The 23504-nt window shown below is 62.8% G+C and carries 20 protein-coding genes and 1 tRNA gene; 12 read left to right on the top strand and 9 right to left on the bottom strand.

Going from position 1 to position 23504, the window contains the following annotated elements:
* Window position 1 precedes the first annotated feature (1 nt).
* The 5 genes from ACCD07_RS21185 (at window position 2) to ACCD07_RS21205 (ending at window position 4649) form a co-directional block, all read left to right on the top strand.
* Window positions 2–1288 (top strand): ATP-binding protein, encoded by a 1287-nt coding sequence (locus ACCD07_RS21185; protein ID WP_413448469.1) that lies wholly within the window; start codon window positions 2–4, stop codon window positions 1286–1288.
* 31 nt (window positions 1289–1319) lie between these two features.
* A complete protein-coding gene (locus ACCD07_RS21190) occupies window positions 1320–1538 on the top strand; it encodes a hypothetical protein (protein ID WP_413448470.1) in 219 nt (72 codons plus the stop codon).
* Window positions 1535–2152 carry a hypothetical protein gene (locus tag ACCD07_RS21195; RefSeq protein ID WP_413448471.1) on the top strand — a complete coding sequence of 206 codons (618 nt, stop codon included), beginning with the start codon at window positions 1535–1537 and terminating at the stop codon, window positions 2150–2152. Before ACCD07_RS21190 ends, ACCD07_RS21195 begins: the two co-directional genes overlap by 4 nt.
* A complete protein-coding gene (locus tag ACCD07_RS21200; protein WP_353402695.1) occupies window positions 2121–2609 on the top strand; it encodes a VOC family protein in 489 nt (162 codons plus the stop codon). Before ACCD07_RS21195 ends, ACCD07_RS21200 begins: the two co-directional genes overlap by 32 nt.
* Window positions 2610–2738: 129 nt before the next feature.
* On the top strand, window positions 2739–4649 hold the full coding sequence (locus ACCD07_RS21205; RefSeq protein WP_413448472.1) for an MFS transporter: 1911 nt from the start codon (window positions 2739–2741) through the stop codon (window positions 4647–4649).
* A 12-nt stretch (window positions 4650–4661) separates the two neighbouring features.
* Here ACCD07_RS21205 and ACCD07_RS21210 read toward each other — a convergent pair whose 3' ends face one another.
* From ACCD07_RS21210 to ACCD07_RS21220, 3 genes are all read right to left on the bottom strand, one after another.
* Window positions 4662–6188, bottom strand: coding sequence for a response regulator (locus ACCD07_RS21210; protein ID WP_413448473.1), 1527 nt, complete (start codon window positions 6186–6188; stop codon window positions 4662–4664).
* Between the two features lie 5 nt (window positions 6189–6193).
* The gene (locus ACCD07_RS21215) at window positions 6194–7684 is read right to left on the bottom strand and encodes an ATPase domain-containing protein (protein WP_413448474.1); all 1491 of its coding nucleotides are present in this window, start codon (window positions 7682–7684) and stop codon (window positions 6194–6196) included.
* A gap of 72 nt (window positions 7685–7756) precedes the next feature.
* Window positions 7757–9910 carry a diguanylate cyclase domain-containing protein gene (locus ACCD07_RS21220; protein ID WP_413448475.1) on the bottom strand — a complete coding sequence of 718 codons (2154 nt, stop codon included), beginning with the start codon at window positions 9908–9910 and terminating at the stop codon, window positions 7757–7759.
* Window positions 9911–10107: 197 nt separating this feature from the next.
* Here ACCD07_RS21220 and ACCD07_RS21225 point away from each other — a divergent pair, with 197 nt between their 5' ends.
* The 5 genes from ACCD07_RS21225 to ACCD07_RS21245 all read left to right on the top strand — a co-directional run bounded on the left by ACCD07_RS21225 (window position 10108) and on the right by ACCD07_RS21245 (window position 17392).
* Window positions 10108–11316, top strand: a complete 1209-nt coding sequence (locus ACCD07_RS21225) for an efflux RND transporter periplasmic adaptor subunit (RefSeq protein ID WP_413448476.1) — start codon at window positions 10108–10110, stop codon at window positions 11314–11316.
* Window positions 11317–11327: 11 nt separating this feature from the next.
* Window positions 11328–14462, top strand: coding sequence for an efflux RND transporter permease subunit (locus tag ACCD07_RS21230; RefSeq protein WP_353402706.1), 3135 nt, complete (start codon window positions 11328–11330; stop codon window positions 14460–14462).
* On the top strand, window positions 14459–15880 hold the full coding sequence (locus ACCD07_RS21235) for an efflux transporter outer membrane subunit (RefSeq protein ID WP_413448477.1): 1422 nt from the start codon (window positions 14459–14461) through the stop codon (window positions 15878–15880). The genes ACCD07_RS21230 and ACCD07_RS21235 overlap by 4 nt, the downstream gene beginning before the upstream one ends.
* Before the next feature lie 106 nt (window positions 15881–15986).
* Entirely contained in the window at window positions 15987–16598 is a 612-nt protein-coding gene (locus ACCD07_RS21240) for a TetR/AcrR family transcriptional regulator (RefSeq protein ID WP_176652029.1), read from the top strand.
* A gap of 86 nt (window positions 16599–16684) precedes the next feature.
* A complete protein-coding gene (locus ACCD07_RS21245) occupies window positions 16685–17392 on the top strand; it encodes a fumarylacetoacetate hydrolase family protein (protein ID WP_413448478.1) in 708 nt (235 codons plus the stop codon).
* Between the two features lie 5 nt (window positions 17393–17397).
* On the opposite strand, the gene ACCD07_RS21250 is transcribed toward ACCD07_RS21245, so the two are convergent.
* On the bottom strand, window positions 17398–18234 hold the full coding sequence (locus ACCD07_RS21250; protein WP_413448479.1) for an SIR2 family NAD-dependent protein deacylase: 837 nt from the start codon (window positions 18232–18234) through the stop codon (window positions 17398–17400).
* A gap of 98 nt (window positions 18235–18332) precedes the next feature.
* On the opposite strand from ACCD07_RS21250, the gene ACCD07_RS21255 reads away from it, so the two are divergent.
* Window positions 18333–18409, top strand: a tRNA-Pro gene (locus tag ACCD07_RS21255).
* Window positions 18410–18520: 111 nt separating this feature from the next.
* On the opposite strand, the gene ACCD07_RS21260 is transcribed toward ACCD07_RS21255, so the two are convergent.
* From ACCD07_RS21260 to ACCD07_RS21270, 3 genes are all read right to left on the bottom strand, one after another.
* On the bottom strand, window positions 18521–19018 hold the full coding sequence (locus tag ACCD07_RS21260; protein ID WP_413448480.1) for a hypothetical protein: 498 nt from the start codon (window positions 19016–19018) through the stop codon (window positions 18521–18523).
* Between the two features lie 221 nt (window positions 19019–19239).
* A complete protein-coding gene (locus ACCD07_RS21265; protein ID WP_413448481.1) occupies window positions 19240–19500 on the bottom strand; it encodes a helix-turn-helix transcriptional regulator in 261 nt (86 codons plus the stop codon).
* 203 nt (window positions 19501–19703) lie between these two features.
* Window positions 19704–21110, bottom strand: coding sequence for a lysozyme inhibitor LprI family protein (locus ACCD07_RS21270; RefSeq protein ID WP_413448482.1), 1407 nt, complete (start codon window positions 21108–21110; stop codon window positions 19704–19706).
* A 146-nt stretch (window positions 21111–21256) separates the two neighbouring features.
* On the opposite strand from ACCD07_RS21270, the gene ACCD07_RS21275 reads away from it, so the two are divergent.
* A complete protein-coding gene (locus ACCD07_RS21275) occupies window positions 21257–21610 on the top strand; it encodes a helix-turn-helix domain-containing protein (RefSeq protein ID WP_413448483.1) in 354 nt (117 codons plus the stop codon).
* A 236-nt stretch (window positions 21611–21846) separates the two neighbouring features.
* On the opposite strand, the gene ACCD07_RS21280 is transcribed toward ACCD07_RS21275, so the two are convergent.
* Together ACCD07_RS21280 and ACCD07_RS21285 are read right to left on the bottom strand one after the other, a co-directional pair.
* The gene (locus ACCD07_RS21280; RefSeq protein WP_413448484.1) at window positions 21847–22584 is read right to left on the bottom strand and encodes a hypothetical protein; all 738 of its coding nucleotides are present in this window, start codon (window positions 22582–22584) and stop codon (window positions 21847–21849) included.
* A 379-nt stretch (window positions 22585–22963) separates the two neighbouring features.
* On the bottom strand, window positions 22964–23248 hold the full coding sequence (locus ACCD07_RS21285; protein WP_413448485.1) for a hypothetical protein: 285 nt from the start codon (window positions 23246–23248) through the stop codon (window positions 22964–22966).
* Window positions 23249–23504 lie beyond the last annotated feature (256 nt).

The following is a 23504-nucleotide window of genomic DNA, read 5'->3' on the forward strand; positions in this document are numbered from 1 at the left end:
GATGCGCCTCGACTTCTGGCGTCACTGGAGCGTGCGCGCGCGGCTGCTGGCAATTACGGTGACACCGCTGGCGTACATGTTCTGCACCTTCGTCTGGTATGCCTATCAATCGCGATTGTCGGAAGTGCGCGAGGAGATGGCGGAGCGCGGGCCGCTGGTGGCCAAGGTGCTGGCTGACAGCAGCGAATTCAGCCTGCTGACGCATCGCTACGATGACCTGAAGCCGACCATCAACGGCCTGCTGCGCGCTGACGCCAGCATCTACCGCATCGACGTGCTCGACGCGCAGCGCCGCGAACTGCTGCATGCTGCGGCGCGCGCGCCCGGCGAGCCGGATGCCCGCTACTACGAGGCGCCGGTGCTCAAGCGGCTGGTGTTCGTGACCATGCTGGCGGCCGACGGCAAGCCGTACCTGAAGGACAAGGCGGCAAGTGCCAGCAGCGTGGCCGTCGAGACGATGGGCTATGTGCGGGTGACGATGTCGCCTTCGGCGCTGCTGGTCAAGCAGACCAGGCGCTTTTACGTGGAGCTGCTGGTGGCCAGCTTCGGCCTGCTGGCCTGCGCGCTGCTGGCCTGGCAGCTGTCGAAGGGATTGAACACCTCGCTGCAGTCGTCGATGCGGGCGCTGCGCGAGGCGGACGCCGAGAAGCGCCGCCTGATCCGCAAGGTCAATACGGCGGTGGAGGATGAACGCAAGAGCATCGCGCTGGAGATCCACGATGAGCTCAACGCCACGCTGATCGCGGCGAGGCTGGAGGCGCAGCGCATCGTCGATGTCAGCGAGACGGGTGAGGTGCGCGAGCGCGCGCAGTCCATCATCAAGCTGGCGCTGGGTCTGTACAACAGCGGCCGCACGCTGGTGCGACGCCTGCGTCCCGAAGTGCTGGACATGCTCGGTCTCGATGGCGCGATCGAGGAGATGGTGCGCCACTACGACGGCGCCCATGCCGGCTGCCGTTTCGTGTTCCATGCCGACGGCGACTACGCGCGGTTGCCGGGCGAGATCGGCATATCGGCTTACCGCATCGTGCAGGAGGCGCTGTCCAACGTCGTCAAGCACGCGCGCGCTACGCAGGTGACGGTGGCACTGTCGCTCGACGCTGCGGGCCTGCGCATGCGCATCGCCGACAACGGCGCCGGCTTCGATCCGGCGCTGGCGTCGACTGGCATCGGCATCGTCGGCATGCGCGAGCGCGTGGCCGCCTTCGACGGCCGCATCGACATCGATACCGCTGTCGGGGCCGGCACCCGCATCGCCATATCCATACCCATCGGCGCAGGTGTATAGTGAAACGGTGACTTCCTCTGAGAGGTTCAGCATGGAAACCGATATCGTTGTCGGGCAGGAACTGGACCAGTTGCTGCGTGCATATTCCGAAGGGAAAACCGGCCGGCGGGAGCTTGAGCAGGCTACCGGACTGTGGTTCGGCGAGATACTGGCCGGGCTGGCGCGACGCGGCCTGCCGTTGCCGCGCGTCGATACGCGCGTGCATTTCAATGAGGCTCAGCGGCTTCTTTATGAGCAGGTGTTCGGATGAATATCGCGCTGATCGTTACCGATGCCGGGCCGCTCATCACGCTGGCGCTAGCCGATGCGCTGGACAGCTTGATGCTGCTCGGCGTGCGCGTAGTCATTCCCGACATGCTGCGCTTCGAGGTGACGCGACACGCGGACAAACCTGGTGCGCAGGAATTCGTCGCCTGGCTGGAGCGAAACACGGATGTCGTGGAAATCGGCGAGACCGAAGAGTACACGGAGTTCATCGAGTTGCTGGCGCTGAACCCGACCCTGCGCACGCGCAATCGTGGGGAAATGGCGGCGGCCGAGGTGCTGGCGAACGAACTGGCGGGCGGCATCGACGCCGGCTTATTGTTATTCGAAGACTCGGATATTCGAAAGGCCAACTTCCTGGTGCGCATACCGGACAATGTATTGATCTTGTCGACATCGACATTCCTGCACGGCCTGCAACGTCGCAAGCTGATCGCTGATGAGTTGACGGGCGGTATCGCTGTTGGTTTGCCGCTGTTTGGAGATTCGGATATCCTGAAGGCCGACTTCCCGGTGCAGATGCCGGATAACGTTTTGATCCCGTCAACGACTATAGTGGAGAGCAACGATGAAGAAGAATACGATCTGCCTGTGGTATGACCATGACGCGGAAGAGGCCGCGCATTTTTACGCCCGTACCTTTCCCGACAGCACGGTCGGGGCTGTTCACCGTGCGCCGTCCGATTTTCCAGGCGGGAAGGAGGGCAACGTACTGACCGTCGAATTCACCGTGTGCGGCATTCCATGCATCGGCCTCAATGGCGGCACCGCCTTCAAGCACAGCGAGGCGTTCTCCTTCCAGATCGCCACCGACGACCAGGCCGAAACCGACCGCTTGTGGAACGCGATCGTCGGCAACGGAGGCAGCGAGAGCGCCTGCGGCTGGTGCAAGGACAAATGGGGTTTGTCGTGGCAGATCACGCCGCGCGTGTTGACCGATGCCATGGCCCAGGGCGGCGAGGTGGCGCAGCGCGCGTTCAAGGTGATGATGACGATGGGTAAGATCGACGTCGCCAGGATCGAGGCGGCGGTGCGCGGCGAGGCCGCGCCGGCGTGAGTCCTGACCTGACTGCGCCATCACATTTGATCTGACGCCAGCTTATTGCTCGTAAGCATGCCGCGCCGCCGCGGCATGCGGTTATAATCCGCTCAATCTTTCCGTAAGTCTCACATTGAACGGTACGACATGAGCCAGCCCAATCAGTTTTCCCTGCTGTCGCAACGCCGCTTCGCGCCGTTTTTCTGGACCCAGTTTCTCGGCGCCTTCAATGACAACCTGTTCAAGACCGCGCTGGTCGTCATCCTCACCTTCGACGCGCTCAGCTGGACCACGCTGTCGCCGTCGCTGATCACCAACCTGATCCCCGGCCTGTTCATCCTGCCGTACGTGCTGTTCTCCGCCACCGCCGGCCAGCTGGCCGACAAGTTCGAGAAGTCCGGCCTGACGCGCTTCGTCAAATGGCTGGAAGTGGCCATCATGTGCGTCGCCGGCCTCGGATGGTTCACTCACACCCTGTGGCTGCTGGTGGCCGCCGTGGTCGGCATGGGCATCCACTCGACGCTGTTCGGACCGGTGAAGTACGCCTACCTGCCGCAGCAGCTCAAGCCCGAGGAACTGATCGGCGGCAACGGCGTGACCGAGATGGGCACCTTCGTCGGCATCCTGCTGGGCGAGATCCTGGGCGCGGTGCTGGTGGTGCAAAGGCCGAACGGCATCGCGCTCGAAGCCATTGCCACCATCGCCGTGGCCTTGCTCGGGCTGATCGCCAGCTACCGCATCCCGAACGCGCCGGCGCCGGTGCCGGAGCTGAAGGTCAGCTGGAACTTCGTCGGCGAATCGATCCGCAACATCAATTTCTCGCGCAAGAACCGCGTGGTGTTCCTGTCGATGCTGGGCAATTCGTGGTTCTGGTTCTACGGCGCGCTGGTGCTGGCGCAGTTCCCGGTCTACGCCAAGGATTTCCTGCACGGCGACCACAGCGTGTTCGTGCTGCTGCTGACGGTGTTCTCGCTGGGCGTGGGCGCCGGCTCGCTGCTGTGCGAGCGCCTGTCGGGCCGCAAGGTGGAAATCGGCCTGGTGCCGTTCGGCTCCATCGGCCTGTCGCTGTTCGGCGCCGACCTGTATTTCTCCAGCCAGCACTTCGCCGCCGTCGCCGGCGCGCTGGCCTCCGGTCCGCACCTGGACGCGTTCGCGATGATGGCCTCGCATCACGCGATCTGGCGCATCCTGTTCGACGTGCTGATGATCGGCATGTTCGGCGGCTTCTTCATCGTGCCGCTGTTCGCGCTGATCCAGATCCGCTGCGACCCGGCCCATATCTCGCGCACCATCGCCGGCATGAACATCCTCAACGCGCTATTCATGGTGGCGGCGGCCGGCGTGGCGATCCTGCTGCTGGGCCAGGGCTTCACGATACCGCAGCTGTTCCTGGTGACGGCGCTGCTGAACGCGGTGGTGGCGATCTACATCTTCTCGCTGGTGCCGGAGTTCCTGATGCGCTTCCTGGCCTGGCTGCTGATCCACACCGTGCACCGCGTGCGCCTGATCGACGCCGACCGCATTCCAGCCGAAGGCGCGGCGGTGCTGGTGTGTAACCACGTCAGCTATGTGGACGCCATCGTCATCGGCGCGGCCAGCCCGCGCCCGATCCGCTTCGTCATGGACCACCGCATCTTCAAGCTGCCGCTGCTGGGCTGGATCTTCCGCACCGCGCGCGCGATCCCGATCGCTTCGGCCAAGGAAGACCCGTGGCTGATGGAGAAGGCCTACGTCGACATCGCGCAGGCGCTGCACGAGGGCGACCTGGTGTGCATCTTTCCGGAAGGGCGGCTGACCAACACCGGCGAGCTCAATGAGTTCAAGGGCGGCATCGCCAAGATCGTCGAGCGCACCAAGGTGCCGGTGATCCCGATGGCGCTGCGCGGACTGTGGGGGCATTTGCTCAGCCGCAGCGACGACAATGTGTTCGAGCGCGCCTTCCGCACCGGCCTGCGTTCGCGCCTGGCGCTGGCGGTCGGCCTGCCGGTGGCGCCGCACGACGTCACGCCGGAAGGCTTGCAGGAGCAGGTGCTGGCGCTGCGTGGCGACTGGAAGTAGCGGCGGCCCGCTTCAGCGCGCCGCCTGCACCTGTTCGCGGTTCTGCCGCGCGCCGGCCAGGCGGACCAGCTGTTCCAGCTCCACCGGCTTGACCAGGTGATAGTCGAAGCCCGCTTCGCCGGTGCGCCGGCGGGCGTCGTTCTGGCCCCAACCGGTCAGGGCCACCATCAGGATGCGCTCGGCGCCGGCACGCTGGCGGATCGCCCGCGCGGTTTCGTAGCCGTCCATGCCGGGCATGCCCAGGTCCATGATGATCATGTCCGGCGCCAGCTCGGCGGCCAGCTGGATGGCGCTGGCGCCGTCGTACACCGCATGGGCGTCGAAGCCGTCGATCTCCAGCAGCGCGGCCAGCGAATCGGCGGCGTCCTGGTTGTCGTCCACCACCAGCACCTGCATCTTGCGGCCGTCGGCGCCCTTGGCCGCCGTTGCCGGCGCCGCGTCGCGCACGGCGCTGCTGACCACCGGCAGCCGGATCGCGAACTCGCTGCCCATGCCGGGACCGGCGCTGTACGCCTCCACGATACCGCCATGCATTTCCGCGAACTGGCGCGCCAGGCTCAAGCCGATACCCAGGCCGCTGGAGAACTGGCCGCTGACGGTGCTGCTTTGCTCGAACATGCGGAAGATGCGCGCGATCGATTCCGCGTCGAGCCCGATGCCGCTGTCGCGTATCGTCACCAGCAGCTCGCCGTCCTGGCGCTCGGCGCGCACCACCACGTTGCCCCCCTGCGGCGTGAACTTGACGGCGTTCGACAGGATGTTGGCGTAGATCTGCACCACGCGCGCGTAGTCGGCGTCGAGCGTGACTTCCTCGGCCGGCAGCTGCCAGGCGATGTGGATGCGCTTGGCGCTGGCCGCCTGCGCGCACAATTCGTTCACGTGGTTCATCACCGCGCCCAGGCTCACCAGCTGGCGCTGCAGCTTGATCTTGCCGCTGGTGATGCGCGCCACGTCCAGCAGGTCGTCCACCAGCCGCGTCAGCAGCCGCACCTGGCGCTCCACCATGTCGCGGATGCGCGCCACCGGCGGCGCGTCCGGATACAGGTGGGTCAGCAGCGAGACCGAGGTGCGGATCGGCGCCAGCGGATTGCGCAGTTCGTGGCCCAGGCTGGCCAGGAATTCATCCTTGCGCCGCGCCGCCTCGCGCACCTGGTACTGCTTGTTGCGCGCGCGCAGGGTCGAGTGCAGGGCGGTGATCAGCGCCAGCGTGCGCACCGGCCGCTCCATCAGGCTCAGGTTGCCCAGGCCGGCCACCGCCTGCCGCACCGCCGACGAATCGGCGCCGCTGTGGGTCAGCAGGATGATGGGCAGGTCGGACCAGTCGGGCTGGCGCGCCACGCAGTCCTGCAGCAGCCTGTAGCCGCCCGGCCCCAGGGCCTCCTCGACGGTCAGCACCGCGCCCGCGCCCAGTTCCAGTTGCTCCGCCAGCTCGGCCAGCGTGCGGCAGACGTGGCTGTCGATGGCCGCCATCGCCATCACCTTGGCGGCCAGCGGCGCGTCCTGGCCGGTGGGGGCGTAGATCAGGATGCGGTTTTCCATGCGTGTCAGCCGGCCGCGGCCCGGTCCGGGTCCTCGTCGTAGGTGGGCACGCCGGTCAGGATGCCGTGGAAGCCCTTGAGCACCGGGCCGACCTGTATGCCCTTGCCGCCGATGGCGAAGCGGCGGATGGTGCGCTCGTGCGCGCTGCCGCGCTTCTTGAACACGGAGATCGCCTGCCGCACCTCGCCCTCGGCCTCGAAGTAGCGCAGCATGATGACGTTGTCGGCGATATAGCTGGCGTCGACCGAGGTGGTCATGCCGGTGCCTATCATGCCTTGCTGGACGCCGACGATGATGCTGACCACGCCGCGCTGGCCCAGGTAGGTCAGCAGCTCGTGCAGGTAGACGGTCAGGAAGCGTTCGTCCGGCACCGCGTTCAGGTAGCCGTTCAGGCTGTCGATGACGACCACCCGCACGCCGCGCTCGACCGCCTGCATCACCGCGTGCGAGAACTGGCCCGGCGCCAGTTCGGCCGGGTCGATCTGCTGGATCGACAGCAGGCCGCTGTCGATGGCGCCGGCCAGGTCCATGCCGAGATTGGCCGAGCGGTTCAGCATGTTGTTGCGGGCTTCCTCGAACAGGAACATCGCGCACGGCTCGCCGCGCGCGGCGGCGGCGTGGACGAACTGCGCCGCCAGCGTCGACTTGCCGGTGCCCGGCGGGCCGGAGATCAGGGTGCTCATGCCTTCTTCGAGGCCGCCCCCGATCAGCTGGTCCAGCACCGGGATGCCGCTCGAGAGCTGGCGCCGATCGCTGCGCACGCGCGTGGCGGCCGCCACCAGGCGCGGATAGACCTGCAGTCCGCCACGGGTGATCTTGTAGTCGTGGGCGCCGCCGTGGAAGGCGATGCCGCGGTATTTGACCACGCGCACGCGGCGCCGCTCGGCGCCGTAGGCCTGGTCGACCAGCTCCAGCGTCAGCACCGCGTGGGCCACGCTGCGCACCTGCAGGTCGGTGCTGAGGGCCGTGCGGTCGTCGAGGAAGATGGTGGTGCAGCTGCGGCTGGTGAGGTACTGCTTGAGGGCCAGCACCTGGCGCCGGTAGCGCAGCGGACTCTCGGCCAGCAGCTGCAGCTCGGACAGCGAATCAAGCACCACGCGGCGCGGCTTGTACCTGTCGATCGCCGTCAGGATGCGTTGGGTGGTGGTGCCCAGCTCGATCTCGGACGGATGGAAGATGGTGTACTGCTGGTCCGGGCTGAGCACGTCCTCGTTGGGCAGGATTTCCTCGATCTGGATGCCTTGCATGTCCCAGCCGTGCGAAGCGGCCACGCTGCGCAGCTCGACCGCCGTTTCGGCCAGCGTAATGTACAGCACCGATTCGCCGCGGCGCTGGCCCTCGTTGAGGAACTGCAGCGCCAGCGTGGTCTTGCCGGTGCCGGGCTCGCCCTCGACCAGGTAGAGCCGGTCGGTGGTCAGGCCGCCGGCCAGGACCTCGTCAAGGCCGGGCACGCCGGATGAAATAAAGAGATTGGAGAGGCTGTTTTGTGCTTCCATGTCCATGATCCACAGGTTTTTTGGCTGATACTACCTGAAACGCGGAAACAGGGATTTTCGATAGGAAGCGTCTCAGCGCTGCGCGTGCAGCTGCCTGGTTTGCTGTTTGTTGAGGTACATGGCGCGGTCGGCGCGGCTCAGCAGCGTCTCGATATCCTGCGGGTCGTCCGGGTGGTGGATGGCGATGCCGATGCTGGCGCTCAGGCTGACCGTGGCGGTCTTCAGCATGAACGGCTGCCGCAGCGCCGGCGCCAGCTTGTCGGCGGTTTCCTGGGCCGCGCTGTCGCTGTGCAGGTTTTCCAGGATGACGATGAATTCGTCGCCGGCCAGGCGGCCGACGGTGTCGGTCTTGCGCACCGTGTGCAGCACGCGCTCGGCGAACTGGCGCAGCAGTTCGTCGCCTTCCTCGTGGCCGTAGCGGTCGTTGACCTGCTTGAAGCGGTCGAGGTCGAGGAAGAACACGGCGCAGCTCTGGCGCAGCCGGTTGGCGCGCTGGATCGCCTCGGTCAGCGCCTGCATCAGCGCGCGGCGGTTGGGCAGGCCGGTGAGGGTGTCGCGCAGCGCCATCGCCTCCATCGACGCGAACAGCGACTTGCGCTCGCTGATGTCATGCAGGAAGGCGATGAACAAATGGCCGCTGCTGCGCGGCACGTAGGCCAGTGACACCTCCACGTCCAGCTCCTTGCACTCGCGGTTGTGCAGCGTCAGTTCGATGCGGCGGTTCAGCACCGTTGTCGAGCCAGCGCCGGCATCGGCCAGCTGGCGCATGTCGCGTTCATAGGCGCGGCGCAGCAGCGGCGGCAGCACCATCGCGGCCAGCGGCTGGCCGATCACCTCGGCGCGGGTCCAGCCCATCAGCTTCTCGGCCTGGCGGTTCCAGTCCAGCACCACGCCGCCCGGATCGAGGGCGATGAAGGCGTCGTGCGCGTTGTCCAGGATGGCCCGCAGCTCGGCCGCGCGCTCCTGCAGCAGCAGCTGGGTGCTTTGCTCCTGCGCCAGCGCGCGCTCCAGCTGCAGCGCCTTGCGCGCGATCTCGCGGGTGCGCTCGGCCACCGTCGATTCGAGCTTTTCGTTCATGCCGCGCAGCGTGGCGAGATGGCCCCGTTCGTTGTCCACCAGCTCGGCGAGCGCGCGCGACAGCACCTGCGCCTCGTGGAAGCTGTCGATCTGCACGATCTCCGGCAGGTCGGCCTCGTGGGCCGTCGCGGCCGAGCGCTGCTCGATATTCCTGCTCAGCGCGTTGAGCGGGCCGGCCAGCCGCCGCGCCACCGCCGATGCCGCCAGCGCCATGGCCAGCCCGAGGATAGCACCCAGCAGCAGGATCTGGCGTTCCAGCGCGTGGGCGCCCGCCAGCGCGACATCCTCCGGCTGGCGCACCAGCACCGACCAGGCCAGCGTGGCCGGGTCGTCGTGCTTGCCGGTGCGGGAAAAGCCGGTCAGGTAGTTGCGGCCGTCGGCCCAGGTTTCCTTCACGGATCCCGGCACGCCCGATTGCGACCGCGCCAGGCTGTCGCTGCTGATCTTTTGTTCCTCCATGCCCTTCGGTCCCAGCATGACGGTGCCATCGCCACGCACCACGAAGATATCGGCAGAGTACTGCCGGTCGGCCGGCGCCAGGATGGTGCCCACCAGGCGCCGCGCCCAGCCCCAGCTCATGTGCACGCACAGCACGCCACGGTAGCTGCCGTCCGAACGGCGCACCGGGCCGGCCGCGTCGACGAAGCGCCACGGGTCGGCGCTGTAGGGCAGCTTTTTGCCGAGCAGGGTGGCGGGGTGGAAGTCGCCGGCGTAGAGCTTGTCGCGGCCGCCCTTGAACCAGGCGCGCTCGCTGACGTCCTGGCCTTCGAGCAGGCCTTGGGTGGCGGCGTAGACGGTGCCGTCCGGATTGGCCAGGCCGATCCAGGCGTAGTCGGGGAAGGTCTTTTGCAGGCTCTCGAGCACCTGGCGGATGTCGGCGGGCGAGCTGGCGTCGCGGACCTGCGGCAGCTCGGTCAGCAGTTGGACGTCGCCGGTGGCTTTCCGCACCACGCGGTCGAGCGCGTCGCGCATCTGCCAGGACAGCTGTTGCAGGCGCTGGCCGGCCTCGCGCTCCGCATAGTCGGTCGCGAAGTGACTGACCAGCACCAGCAGGCACAGCACGGACAGCAGCACCGTCGCGGCGACACCCACTGTGACCAGCGTGGTGAGGCGCGGCCTGGCCGTGCTTTTAGTTGGCGGCGTGATCATAAACGACGGGCGAAATGATGTCCGAAAGAAATTAAATTCATTGTAGCACCGGGCGCGGCGCCCGCCCCAAGGATGATGAGAAATCATCGACCCCAGCCACGTATCGCTTTGTCCTGAACAATAAAACCAGCTTGACTTAATTAGAATGATCGTTCATTCTATTGCCTGTGCCTATTTTTTATACAGAAAGTCCCATCATGGAAGCCATTTTCTGCAAACCATCCCTGCGGCCGGCCGGGTCCGCCGCTCTGATCATCGCAACCGCGCTGGCCGCTGGTTGCTCCCAATCCACGACCGAAGCACCTCATGCGCAGGTGGCGGAAGTGGGCGTTTTTAAAGTGGCGCCTGAGGCGTTGCAGATCACCACCGAACTGCCGGGCCGCACCGCCGCCTTCCAGGTGGCCGAAGTGCGCCCGCAGGTCAGCGGACTGATACAAAAACGCCTGTTTGTCGAAGGCGCCGACGTCAAGGCCGGCGTCGCGCTGTACCAGATCGACGCGGCCAGCTACCAGGCCGCCGTCAACTCGGCCAAGGCGGCGCTGGCCAAGGCCAGGGCCAACCTGATGACCAGCGGCCCGAAAGTGGCGCGCTACAAGGAGCTGGTCGCCATCGAAGGCGTGAGTCGCCAGGATTACGACGATGCCGTCGCCGCCAACGAGCAGGCCAAGGCGGACGTGGAATCGGCCGCCGCCGCGCTGGAGCAGGCTGCCATCAACCTGAAATACACGCACGTCGACGCGCCGATCGGCGGCCGCATCAGCCGCTCGGCCGTCACGCCGGGCGCGCTGGTCACCGCCAACCAGTCCGCCGCTCTGACCACCGTGCAGCAGCTGGACCCGATCTATGTCGACGTCACGCAGTCGAGCGAGGACCTGCTGCGCCTGAAGCGCGAAATGGAAAGCGGCGGCCTGAAAAAATCCGGCGGCCAGGCCAGGGTCACGCTGCTGCTGTCGGACGGCAGCAAGTACGCAGAGGCGGGCAAGCTGCAGTTCTCCGACGTGACGGTCGATCCGGGCACCGGCAACGTCACGCTGCGCGCGCTGTTCCCGAATCCCAAGCATGATCTGCTGCCGGGCATGTTCGTCCGCGCGGTGGTGGAGTCGGGCGTCAATGAGCAAGCCATCGCCGTGCCGCAGCAGGGCGTGACGCGCAATCCGAAAGGCGAGGCGACCGCGCTGGTGCTGAACAAGGAAGGCAAGGTCGAGCAGCGCACGCTGGTCACCGGCGGCACGCTGGGCGACAAGTGGCTGGTCAAGTCCGGCCTGAACGCGGGCGACCTGCTGATCGTCGAAGGCGTGCAGAAGGTGAAACCGGGGGCGTCGGCCAACGCCGCCAAGCCCGCCGCCGGTGCCGTCGCCACCGCGGCCGGCGGCGCCGTGTCCGCCAACGCCAAGAGCGCTCAGTAAAGGAAGCCGCCATGTCACGTTTCTTTATTGACCGCCCGATTTTCGCGTGGGTCGTCGCCATCGTCATCATGCTCGCGGGCGTGATCGCGATCCTCGGCCTGCCGATTTCGCAGTATCCAAGCATCGCGCCGCCATCGATTTCGATCAGCGGCTCCTATCCCGGCGCCTCCGCCAAGACGGTGGAAGACGCCGTCACCCAGGTCATCGAACAAAAGATGAAGGGCATCGACGGCCTGCGCTACATGTCCTCGTCGAGCGACGCCACCGGCGGCATCAGCATCACGCTGACCTTCAACAGCGGCACCAATCCGGATATCGCCCAGGTGCAGGTGCAGAACAAGCTGCAGCTTGCCACGCCGCTGCTGCCGGCGATCGTCACCCAGCAAGGGCTGGTGGTGGCCAAGGCCACCAAGAACTTCCTGATGGTGCTGGGCTTCGTGTCCGAAGACGGCAGCATGAAGCAGGCCGACCTGGGCGACTACGTGGCCGCCAACGTCATCGATCCGCTGAGCCGCGTGCAGGGCGTGGGCGACGTTACGCTGTTCGGCGCGCAGTATGCGATGCGCATCTGGCTCGACCCGGCCAAGCTGCAAAGCTACCAGCTGACGCCGGCCGACGTGACCGCCGCGATCACCGCGCAGAACACCGAGGTCTCTGCCGGTGAACTGGGCGGCGCGCCGGCCGTGCCGGGCCAGCAGCTGAACGCCACCGTGTCGGCGCAGAGCCGCCTGCAAACGGCCGAGCAGTTCGGCGCCATCCTGCTGAAGACCGCCGCCAGCGGCGCCACCGTGCATCTGCGCGACGTCGCCCGCATGGAGCTGGGCAGCGAGAACTACAACGTCCTGGCGCGCTACAACGGCAAGCCGGCGACCGGCGTGGCGATCAAGCTGGCCACCGGCGCCAACGCGCTGGAAACCGCCAACGCCGTCAAGGCGAAGATCGAATTGATGGGCAAGCAGTTCCCGCACGGGATGAAGGCGGTCGTCGCCTTCGACACCACGCCGTTCGTCAAGCTGTCGATCGAGGAAGTGGTCAAGACGCTGGTGGAAGCAGTGGTGTTGGTGTTCCTGGTGATGTATTTGTTCCTGCAAAACTTCCGCGCCACGCTGATCCCGACGATGGCCGTGCCGGTGGTATTGCTGGGGACTTTCGCGATCCTGTCCGCGCTCGGTTATTCGATCAACACGCTGACAATGTTCGCGGTGGTGCTGGCGATCGGCCTGCTGGTCGACGACGCCATCGTGGTGGTGGAAAACGTCGAGCGGGTGATGACGGAAGAGGGCTTGTCGCCGCTGGAAGCGACGCGCAAGTCGATGAGCCAGATCAGCGGCGCGCTGGTCGGCATCGCGCTGGTGCTGTCGGCGGTGTTCGTGCCGATGGCCTTCTTCAGCGGTTCCACCGGCGTGATCTACCGCCAGTTCTCGATCACCATCGTTTCGGCGATGGTGCTGTCGGTGCTGGTGGCGATGGTGTTCACGCCGGCGCTGTGCGCCACCTTGCTGAAGCCCGTGGCCAAGGGCCATCACGCGATCGACACCGGCTTCTTCGGCTGGTTCAACCGCAGCTTCGAGCGCGGCAGCGCGAGATACCAGGGCTGGGTCGGCGTGCTGCTGAACCGCGGCGGACGTTCGCTGGCGATGTACGCCATCCTGCTGGCGGTGCTGGCCTTCGTCTTCATGCGCCTGCCGACCTCCTTCCTGCCGGAAGAGGACCAGGGCGTGCTGTTCTCGCAGATCCAGCTGCCGACCGGCGCGACCCAGCAGCGCACGCTGAAGGTGATCGAGAAAGTCGAGCAGCACTTCATGAACGACGAGAAGGACTCTGTGGCGTCGGTGTTCGCGGTGGCTGGCTTCAGCTTCAGCGGCAATGGCCAGAACACGGGCATCGCCTTCGTCCGCATGAAGGACTGGGCCGAGCGCAAGGGCGCCGGCCAGCGGGTGAACGCGATCGTCGGCCGCGCCATGGGCAACTTCTCGCAGATCAAGGATGCGATGGTGTTCGCCTTCGCGCCGCCGGCGGTGCTGGAGCTGGGTAACGCCAGCGGCTTCGACCTGCAGCTGCAGGACCAGGCCGGCGTCGGCCACGATGCGCTGATGGCCGCGCGCAACCAGATGCTGGGCATGGCGGCCAAGAATCCCGTGCTGATGGCCGTACGCCCGAACGGGCAGGAAGATACGCCGCAGTACAAGATCACCGTCGACCAGCAGAAAGCCACCGCGCTGGGCCTGTCCATCGCCGATGTGAACAAGGTGCTCAGCACCGCCTGGGGCAGCGCCTACGTCAACGACTTCGTCGACCGCGGCCGCGTCAAGAAAGTGTACATGCAGGGCCAGCCCGATTCGCGCATGTCGCCTGAAGACCTGGGCAAATGGTTTGTGCGCAACGCCGACGGCGAGATGGTGCCTTTCTCGGCCTTCTCGACCGGACGCTGGATCTACGCGTCGCCGCGCCTGGAGCGCTACAACGGCCTGCCGTCGACCGAGATCCTCGGCATGCCGGCGCCGGGCCGCAGCTCGGGCGCCGCGATGGCGGAAATCGAAAAGATGGCAGCCCAGCTGCCGCCGGGTATCGGCTTCGAATGGACCGGCCTGTCGACCGAGGAACGCGATTCCGGTTCGCAGACCACGGAGCTGTATGCGATCTCGATCCTGATCGTGTTCCTGTGCCTGGCCGCGCTGTATGAAAGCTGGTCGATTCCGTTCTCGGTGTTGCTGGTGGTGCCGCTGGGCGTGATCGGCACCGTGCTGGCGACGTCGGTGTTCCATCTGTCGAACGACGTCTACTTCCAGGTCGGTCTGCTGACCGTGGTCGGCCTGGCGGCGAAAAACGCGATCCTGATCGTGGAATTCGCCAAGGAGCTGCAGGAGCAGGGCGTCGAGCTGAAACAGGCAACCTTGCAGGCCGTGCGTTTGCGCCTGCGTCCGATCTTGATGACGTCGATCGCCTTCGGTCTCGGCGTGCTGCCGCTGGCCATCAGCAGCGGCGCCGGTTCCGGCAGCCAGAACGCGATCGGCGTCGGCGTGCTGGGCGGCATGCTGTCGGCGACCTTCCTGGGCATCTTCTTTGTGCCGGTGTTCTTTGTGCTGGTGCGCGGCTTCTTCTCGAAGAAGGCCGTGGCTCCGGCGAGTGTGGGAGTTCAATCATGAAAAAATCCTTGATCGCGATGGCGGCGTTGGCCGCATTGGCGGGGTGCAGCCTGGCGCCGGTGTACGAACGTCCGGCGCAGCCGGTGGCGCAAGCCTGGCCGGCCGGCGACGCCTACAAAGGCGTGCCGGCGGCGGCGGCCGACGCCAAGCCGGTGTCGGAAATCCAGTGGCGCGAATACTTCGCCGACGAGCGTCTGCGCCAGGTGATCGCGCTGGCGCTGGCCAACAACCGCGACTTGCGCGTATCGGTGCTGAATATCGAGAAGGCCAAGGCGCAGTACAACATCGATACCGCCGCGCTGCTGCCCAAGCTGTCGGCCAACGTGAGCCAGAACGCGTCGCGCACACCGGCCACGATGACCGGCACCGGCAATGCTGCCATCAGCCGCCAGTACAGCGGCGGCCTGGCGATGGCGTCGTATGAGCTGGATTTCTTCGGCAAGGTGCGCAACCTGTCGGAGGCGGGCCTGCAGACCTACCTCGGCACCGAGGAAGCGCGCCGCGCGCAGCAGATCACGCTGGTGGCCGAAGTGGCCAACGCGTATCTGACCCTGATCGCCGACCAGCAGCGCCTGAAGCTGGCGGCGGAAACGCTGCAAAGCCAGCAGACGTCCTATGACCTGAGCCGGAAGCGCTTCGATTCCGGCGTCACCTCCGGCCTTGACATGTATGAAGCGCAGACCAGCGTGGAGGCGGCGCGCGGCGACATGGCGGTCTACACCGCGCAGGTGGCGCTGGACCAGAATGCGCTGACCCTGCTGGTCGGCGGCACGGTGCCGGACGACCTGCTGCCGGGCGGCGATATGGGCGCGGTCACGCAACTGGCCGCGATTCCGGCCGGACTGCCGTCGGACCTGCTGCAGGACCGTCCGGACGTGCAGCAGGCGGAACGCGCGCTGCGCGCCGCCAACGCCAACATCGGCGTGGCGCGCGCCGCCTTCTTCCCCAGCATTTCGCTGACGGCGTCTGGCGGCAGCGCCAGCTCCACCTTGTCCGGTTTGTTCAAGGCAGGTTCGTCGACGTGGAGCTTCATTCCGCAAGTGAACCTGCCGATCTTCGACGGCGGCGTCAACCACGCCAACCTGAATATCGCCAAGGCGGAACGCGACATCTCGGTGGCGCAGTACGAAAAGGCGATCCAGGTGGCGTTCCGCGAAGTGGCCGATGCGCTGGCCCAGCGCGGCACGCTTGACGAACGCATCGCCTCGCAGCAGGCGCTGGTCGACGCGGCCGATAAAAGCTTCCGCATCCACGAGGCGCGCTACCGCAAAGGCGCGGACTCGTACCTGAACGCGCTGGTGTCGCAGCGGGCGCTGTATTCGGCGCAGCAGGGGCTGATCACGGCGCGGCTGGGCAAGTCCAGCAACGCGGTCACCTTGTACAAGGTGCTGGGCGGCGGCTGGCAACCGGAGGGCTAAGGTGTTGCGCGCCCGCCGCTTTCCGAAGCTGTTAAATTGACAAAGCGGGCGCGCTTCGCCACAGTACCGCCTCAGGCAGTGACAGATACCCAAGGACGATATCCCCATGACCAGCAGCGGCAAACGACGTACAGACCCGGAACGGGCACAGAACCGGCGCACTCAAGTGCTGGACGCGGCCGCCGTCTGCTTCGCGCGCAGCGGCTTTCACGGCGCCAGCATGTCGGAGATTTCCAAGCAGGCCGGCATGAGCGCCGGCCATATCTACAACTACTTCGACGGCAAGGACGCCATCATCCTGGCCTTTGTCGAGCGCGAAGCGGAGCATGTGGCCGGCCTGTTGGGCGATCTGGCGACGCGTGAAGATCCATTGCAGGCCATGCTGGACGACGCCGCCTTTCATGTGGGCGAGACGCTCGATCCGCAGCCTTGGCATGTGCCGCTGGAGATGTACGCGGAAGCGTCGCGCAATCCGGTGATCGCCGCCAAGCTGCGCGAGAACGACGATATATCCCGGGCCAAGCTGCGCGAGCTGGTCAAGCGCGGACGCGAGCTGCGCAACCTGCCGGTGGACGACCTGCTGCTGGATGGGCGCATCGACACCATCATCTCGTACTTCCAGGGCTTGCAGATCCGCGCGCTGCACCGCACCGACATGAACCGCGACAGCCTGGTGGACGCCTTCCGCATCGCGATGCGCGCGCTGTTGATGACCTGATTTGTCTCGTATTGTTTCCGCCCGCTGCAGGCCCGCGGCGGCTGTTGTACCATGTCTGATCTCCCATATCCATCCATCGGAGCATCATGACTTCCTACGTTATTCCCGCCCACGACGTCGTCGGCCTGCCGGTTGCCGGCACCGCTGATCTGTTCCCTGTGCGCCGCGTCTACTGCGTCGGCCGCAACTACGCCGCCCACGCGCGCGAGATGGGTTTCGACCCGGACCGCGAGCCGCCTTTCTTCTTCTGCAAGCCGAACGACGCGCAAGCGGTGATCGCGGTCGCGCCGGGACAGGTGGTGGACCTGCCGTATCCGCAAGTGACCAGCAATCTGCACTACGAGTGCGAGCTGGTGGTCGCTATCGGCAAGGGCGGCAGCAATATCGCCGTGGAGGACGCGGCGCAGCACATCTTCGGCTACGCCGTGGGGCTGGACATGACGCGCCGCGACCTGCAGTTCAAGATGCGCGACGCCGGCCGTCCGTGGGAAATCGGCAAGGCCTTCGACTACTCGGCGCCGGTGGGAGTGATCCACCGCGCTGCGGAAGCGGGCGACATCAACCGCGCGGCGATCCAGCTGGATGTGGACGGGGTGACCAAACAGTCGGCCACCATCGATCATCTGATCTGGTCGGTCAGCGAGACCATCGCCAATTTGTCGACACTGTTCGCGCTGGCGCCGGGCGACCTGATTTTCAGCGGCACGCCAGAAGGCGTGGGCGCGGTGGTGCGCGGCCAGACCCTGGTGGGCAAGGTCGAGGGCTTGTTCGGCATCGCCGTAAAATTGGTGTAAATCGTTTATAGCAAAGCGTCGATCGCCGCCAGTGCGGCGAGGGCGCCCATCGCCAGGCCGACGTCGCGCGGGCTGGCGACGTCCGGTTCGCGCGGATTAATCCGTATCATGCGGCCGTTGTGCTGCTGGATCACGCGATGGCCGAAGTTGCGCACCGACGGTATCGCCACGCCGGCGCCCAGTTCGACCACCAGCGGGCGTTCGGCCTGCTGCAGCAGGCCATGCAGGTGCGCTTCCTGCACCATCGAGCGCCGCTCGTTCCATCCCCAGTCACCGAACATCAGGATATTCGGCCGCGCCATGCCGCCGCAATGCGGGCACAGAGGCGGCGCATTGAGCAGCCGGCAGGCGTCGGTATCGACTTGCGGCACATAGCTGTCGGCGCTCCAGATATCGGGACCGCAGGGCTCCATGCATTGCAAGTGGTGGATGGAGCCGTGGCACTCGTAGATGCGTTGCGGATCGAAGCCGGCCCGCTGGAAGTGGCCGTCGACGTTGCTGGTGAAGACGCCGCAGCCGGCCGGCATGCACTCGCCCCATTTCCTGAGCAGGGCAAAGCCGGCATGCGGGGCCGTGTCGCGGTACAGCAGCAGGCGATGGCCGTAGAAGCCCCAGGCCAGCGTGGGATCGGAGCGGAAAGTGTAGGGCGTGGCGACGCTGGAGAATTTCATGCCGGCGCGGCCGAGGGCGGGGTAGACCTTCCAGAAGCCGTCGTTGCCGCGAAAGTCCGGTAGCCCGGAATCGACGCCCATGCCGGCGCCGGCGCAAACGATCAGCGCATCGGCCTGGCGGACCAGGTCGGCGGCTTGTTCGAGGAGGGCGGGGACGGGGACTTGCTGCATGGGTAAATCTTACTATAGCCCTGCGGTGAGAATGTTGCGGCGTGGGCACGAAGCAAACATGACAAATACTTAAACCGGCTGTTATAATCTCAGTTCGTCGGGGCGTAGCGCAGCCTGGTAGCGTACTTGCATGGGGTGCAAGGGGTCGGAAGTTCGAATCTTCTCGCCCCGACCAAAATGTTTAATGAAATCAAGGGGTTGGGAAGCTATGCTTCTTAACCCTTTTTTCTTTTCCGGGTCTGTACACTAGCTGTACACTAGTTTGATTGTCCCCCCCCTGTACACACTATTTGCTTGCCTGTACCTGTGGCGACTGTTTCTCGGCCCACTTCCGCAGCTTGGCGACATCCTCCCGGATGCCCTTGATGCTATGGCGGCGGCCTACAGTGTCGATTATCCAGATGTCGTCCATCATGAAGTCAGTGCCGTCAGCCAGTTCGAATTCAAGGTCGGAAGCTTCCAGTACCAGCGGTGGATATGGCTTCAGTTCTGTCAGGGCGTGGCCTTCGCTGCCTGCAAGCTGCATGGTCATCCACTTATTGCCGTCGATGCGTCGGATGAACCGGCCATTGGTCGCTGCACCGCCCCATGAGTGCAGGATGATTAACCTGCGGCCCTTGTTCACGATGTTGATGCGTATGCAGGCGGTAAATCCCTCCCAGCCTTCTTCATAGGTCGATGTGGCCTGTAGTGCGGCCCTGTCGTTGAAGAAGTTGAAGGCGGCTATGACTGGAGATATCAGTGATATGCCGATGGCGATCCAAGGCAGGGCGTCTTTGAGCATTGCAGGCTGTGGCAGTGGGGACGATCCATGCTATCACCGGGCGATGATTGACGTACAGCACCGTTAGGGCCAGCGATTTTTATGTGGGCTGAAAATTTAGCTGACGTTGTTTGGCCCGGTAAAAAGCCGTGGCTAAAAATTTAGCCGCCGCTTTTTTAAGCGTGAGCGCAAAACTACGCCCATGAAAAAAGCCGCAGTCATTTCTGATTGCGGCTTCTATGTCAGTGACGTGTGGCTGACCGTATGTCGATGTAAGCGTCTACCTCTGAAAGTTTCCATCGCGTCTGCTTCGCTGAAAGTTTGAACGGCTTCGGGAAGTCCGGTGCATCGTTGACCTGCGCCCATACATGGGACGTGCTCATGCAGAGCATGCTTGCGACTTGTTTGACTGTCAGTAATTGGTTGAAGATGATAACTCTCCTAAAAAATTGCGTATGAATAACCGGCATGAAGACTGAAACAGTCCATGCGGGCAAAGGCATCGTATAGGGAGTTAGGTTGCCGAGGCTGAAGAATACGGCAAGTCAGAATTATTGCCTATCGGAACGACCTTGTCAATGGGGGCGGTTCCTTAGAGTTGCAGTGCTTTTGGGCTGAGGGGCGCAGCTTCTTCGGCTAGGTAGGACAGAGAGCGGAGTCTCTCCGCTCACTTATGTCTGCTTTTTTCTGTTTTTTCTTCCAACTATTAGCGAGATTGTGTTGCTAATTCTTTTGTCCTTTCTTGTGTGAATTTGGTTAGGCAGGCAATGTCTTGTCCACAATTGGCATCCCTGTTCCGAATCCAATCAAGCTCCATGCGTTTCAACTCGGTTCGTTTCTCGGGCGGCAGATTTTTCATCAACCGCACATAGGTGGCATTGAGCTCCTTGTCTGCGGCTTGGAGTGTTGCGGGATTTTCCTGCTGGACTGGGTCCTGCTGCGCAGAACGTGCTGACAGAGCGGCCTCCTTGTCGCCTGCTTCGGTTGTACTTTTTGGGGTATCTGTATGCGCAAGAGTTTCAGCAATCGGAGGTGCAGGCACAGCAACATCTTGAGTGTTTGAAATGACGACATCATGGGCCTTGTAATTCCCTGTCTGGACAATGATTGCAGGGTTCAGTTCGACGTTGCCCTTGTTGTCGTAATTTGCGACTACGCCTTTGACCCTGACAACGCTGCATGTAGCAAGTGCCTGCATCGCTTTGATTTCATCATCATTACGTGCAGTGACCAATACTTCAGTCTTCGGATGCGCTTTTTGAATCTGTGCTTCCGGGATGACGCGGTTTTCTAGGCCCGCACATTTAGTTGAAATTCTGTAGATGCCTCCGGCGGTACTCTGGCCTGAGGAGGCGACGTTGTTCACAACCAAATCCCATACTACAGTCTTCCCCTTCGCATTGGATAAGGCTGTATTTAAGGCCTTCGCTCGTGCTTCACGTTGAAGGCTGGTAAGTTCTTCGGTCCCGCTTAGTCGTTTGAAAGCGGCGACCTGATCTTCTGGTGGTGACGCGCCGAAGTCGGTCAACATGACAGCTTCAGGCCCGGTAATGGGCGCGTGTACCAATTCGGAAATAGAAGCGAAATTATCCACGTTCGAGTTGGCGGCGGTTGGCGCTGTTGGGATAGATTCTGCTGCAGGTGCATCAGTTTTTGCATAACGACCTGCTGCGGCGAGTCCACCGACAAGAATGATGGCGCAAGCAACCGCGTAGGGCCACTTTTTAGCACTCTTTTCTGTATGGGAGCTAGGGCGGTATGCATCTGGCGTGCTAGACGCTTGTGGGGCTGTTTTTGCACCTGCAATTGCAAGGACACCGCCGATGAATGCTAACACCATAAAAATTGCTACTAGTGTGCCACCTAAAATCGCGCCGAGGATAGCTGATATCGTTAGCCCCCAGCCAGCACCTTTAGGCTTTGAAAAAGCCAGCGCGCCAAATACGATCACCAGGAATGAAAACAGCACACCGCCCCAGCCAAGTCCAACGACTGTGCTCGCCTTGTCCGCATGAAATGCTGTCGCCAGGCCTCCGAAAAGCAACGTCACCACCGCTGCTATGACAGCGAAAATTCCCGCAATTATTCCGATTATTCCACCAGTTTTGTACATTTAGGCCTCAAGTTGTTGTTAAGTGAAAATGATTGCAGCCCGTAAATTATACGTTGTGAGTCACCTTTATTGTAATTTGGTGATGTTTATGCGGTTCTCGGAGACGTTACTGTCTGATGAAGTGGGTCATTTTTCAGGCGACCTCAATGACAACGATCAAATCGGCTCTGGGTAGTAGGATTCGACAGCTTAGAAAGCAGAAAGGACTTACCCAGTTTCAGGCGGCAGAAGCGGCTGGGATTGATCCGAAGTCATTGAGTAGACTCGAGTCTGGAGTCTTCAATCCATCGATTGACACGTTGCAGAGGCTAGCGCGGGCAATGGGGACCGAGATCGAGGACTTTTTCCTAAGTGATGTAACTTGGGCTCGATCACAACGCGGGTTTGTGTTGGAAGTAATTTCCAAAGCAACTGACAAGGAGATCGCTTTGATAGCGGAGGCGCTGGAGGGAATTTTGAAGAAGAAGCGTACTCGAAAGCCTTCGCAGGGGACTTTGTAGTCCTCGCCCTGTTTATGACAGGTTTGTGCAAAGGTTTGAGGTGACTAGACTCTGATTGCTGCGGGCTGAAGTCCAAGCTGATCAGTGCAAGGAATTGTTAGTAAAAGCAGAGTTAGGGTAAAGCACGCTCAGCATGCCTGGTGTTTTACTTCGACGCAACGCGCACATGGAGAATCCCTGGCCCGGCCACTTCCCAACAAGAAGCGGTACCGGGCCTTCCTATTTTAGGATGCCACTCACTTACCCCCTCCAGCACCTGGTTCGCCACCTTTGTCGCCACCGGCGCTAGCTGCAGCGGGAATAGCCGCGACAGCACCAGCGACCGTCATCGAATAGGAAATGCAGGAAGCCTGCACTTTTTGTACTGCGGCGAAGCGCTTGTCGAAAGAGTATTCAGTGTTCGTTGCATCTCCGATCGCGTCATTCATCTTCCCAACAATAGTATTTCGCGTCGTCGCGACACCATCACCCGCCAATCCAAGTGTGCGCAAGTTTTGTCCAGCAAGATTTGTTGCGCCGGCCCAACCGCTTGCTGCGGAAATAAACGCTCGGTGAGCAACCGCGTTCGATGCGGTTGCCGCAGGCCCAAGCACGGAACCGAATACCAAGCCACTCATTGAGAGCAAGAACGCATTTGATTCCTGCGTCTCAGCTTTGGATGCCATACCAGAGATGACCTTATTGCAGTCGGCCAAAACGTCATTAAAAGCTTTTGCCAGATCTGCAGCTTCGGTAGTGGAAAGATGTATTTCGGCAGCGTCGACTTCTGCCTTTAAAGCGGCATTTTTTTCTGGGGTCGTTGTCGGATCCTTAATTTGCGCGGAGAACATCGAGCGCTTCGTGTCGCGCACCATTTTCAGCGCACTGTATTCCTTTTTCACAAGCGGTACGAAGACTGCCTGACCATGGTTGCTCTGCTGCGTTGCACAGCCGGCGAGAGAGGAAATAACAACCATTACTGTAAGTCGTTTCATAACTACCCCCTTTGTTTTAGGACTATTTTTTTGATTTGGACTTGATGTCATCACGGCGCTGACGAGGAAACACCTGCGGCAAATATTTCCCCGCGCCAGCTTGCAAGCAACCGAATCACGGCCCAGCAAAGTGATGTAAAAATATAACAACTACTGAATCGCGGAAAATACGCACTTAATCACTTTTCCCCGGAACGCAACACTTAATTCCAATAATTGTCTGGCACCAAATATTTTCTTTCTAAAAATGTGAGACTCTGTAATCGGATGGCGTTCCATCAATTTATGGAATCGCAAGGATCCCTTTAGCGCGCACCCCGGAATATGCTGTTGTCTTGGAGGTGGCGCAGGCCGACCGCGACAAGAAGCAGGCTAGGCCTTAATTTTTCGGCCGCCCTTGCGCTGATGACAGACGGAACTTGCTGCGGCGATCCCCCATCATTCCCTGCAAGTCGCTGACGCTGAGGTCGGTGACATCATGCATGCGGATTAGGAGCGCAGCACTGATCGGCAAGCGGTAGTGGCGGATTTTACTGATAACGTGTGGAGCAATTTCTAAGGTGCGCGACAATGCTGCGTCGTTCTTAGAGCCAAGAATTTCTTTTAATGCATCCAGAAGATTGTTCGGCTCATACGTCGATTCGGAAGGTAGTCGAGCATTCATTATCAGTCCTTTCATTTTTGAGAAGAATTGATTCTGAGTGTACATATTTTCAAATTGGAAAATTATTGCGAATGAACAAGTTTGATATGTGTCAAGTCAGAGGCCGCGCCAGAGAGCCGGCATAGCAATCCGATGCCACGCCGTTATCGGTGGTGAAGGACTTGTCAGCTCAGTTGCTGGAGGCCCGACGCGCACATCAATCGTTCGGTGAACAGCGCAAACCAACGCTCGACCAGGATGCGAGAATGTCCCGCCG

The sequence above is a fragment of the Duganella sp. Dugasp56 genome, assembly GCF_047304105.1.
Classification (GTDB): Bacteria; Pseudomonadota; Gammaproteobacteria; order Burkholderiales; family Burkholderiaceae_D; genus Rugamonas; species Rugamonas hordei.

Bases quoted from the DNA above. Each gene is read 5' to 3' on its own strand.
- ACCD07_RS21185 (WP_413448469.1), top strand. From the start codon at position 2: ATGCGCCTCGACTTCTGGCGTCACTGGAGCGTGCGCGCGCGGCTGCTG.
- ACCD07_RS21190 (WP_413448470.1), top strand. From the start codon at position 1,320: ATGGAAACCGATATCGTTGTCGGGCAGGAACTGGACCAGTTGCTGCGT.
- ACCD07_RS21195 (WP_413448471.1), top strand. From the start codon at position 1,535: ATGAATATCGCGCTGATCGTTACCGATGCCGGGCCGCTCATCACGCTG.
- ACCD07_RS21200 (WP_353402695.1), top strand. From the start codon at position 2,121: ATGAAGAAGAATACGATCTGCCTGTGGTATGACCATGACGCGGAAGAG.
- ACCD07_RS21205 (WP_413448472.1), top strand. From the start codon at position 2,739: ATGAGCCAGCCCAATCAGTTTTCCCTGCTGTCGCAACGCCGCTTCGCG.
- ACCD07_RS21210 (WP_413448473.1), bottom strand. From the start codon at position 6,188: ATGGAAAACCGCATCCTGATCTACGCCCCCACCGGCCAGGACGCGCCG.
- ACCD07_RS21215 (WP_413448474.1), bottom strand. From the start codon at position 7,684: ATGGAAGCACAAAACAGCCTCTCCAATCTCTTTATTTCATCCGGCGTG.
- ACCD07_RS21220 (WP_413448475.1), bottom strand. From the start codon at position 9,910: ATGATCACGCCGCCAACTAAAAGCACGGCCAGGCCGCGCCTCACCACG.
- ACCD07_RS21225 (WP_413448476.1), top strand. From the start codon at position 10,108: ATGGAAGCCATTTTCTGCAAACCATCCCTGCGGCCGGCCGGGTCCGCC.
- ACCD07_RS21230 (WP_353402706.1), top strand. From the start codon at position 11,328: ATGTCACGTTTCTTTATTGACCGCCCGATTTTCGCGTGGGTCGTCGCC.
- ACCD07_RS21235 (WP_413448477.1), top strand. From the start codon at position 14,459: ATGAAAAAATCCTTGATCGCGATGGCGGCGTTGGCCGCATTGGCGGGG.
- ACCD07_RS21240 (WP_176652029.1), top strand. From the start codon at position 15,987: ATGACCAGCAGCGGCAAACGACGTACAGACCCGGAACGGGCACAGAAC.
- ACCD07_RS21245 (WP_413448478.1), top strand. From the start codon at position 16,685: ATGACTTCCTACGTTATTCCCGCCCACGACGTCGTCGGCCTGCCGGTT.
- ACCD07_RS21250 (WP_413448479.1), bottom strand. From the start codon at position 18,234: ATGCAGCAAGTCCCCGTCCCCGCCCTCCTCGAACAAGCCGCCGACCTG.
- ACCD07_RS21260 (WP_413448480.1), bottom strand. From the start codon at position 19,018: ATGCTCAAAGACGCCCTGCCTTGGATCGCCATCGGCATATCACTGATA.
- ACCD07_RS21265 (WP_413448481.1), bottom strand. From the start codon at position 19,500: ATGCCTTTGCCCGCATGGACTGTTTCAGTCTTCATGCCGGTTATTCAT.
- ACCD07_RS21270 (WP_413448482.1), bottom strand. From the start codon at position 21,110: ATGTACAAAACTGGTGGAATAATCGGAATAATTGCGGGAATTTTCGCT.
- ACCD07_RS21275 (WP_413448483.1), top strand. From the start codon at position 21,257: ATGACAACGATCAAATCGGCTCTGGGTAGTAGGATTCGACAGCTTAGA.
- ACCD07_RS21280 (WP_413448484.1), bottom strand. From the start codon at position 22,584: ATGAAACGACTTACAGTAATGGTTGTTATTTCCTCTCTCGCCGGCTGT.
- ACCD07_RS21285 (WP_413448485.1), bottom strand. From the start codon at position 23,248: ATGAATGCTCGACTACCTTCCGAATCGACGTATGAGCCGAACAATCTT.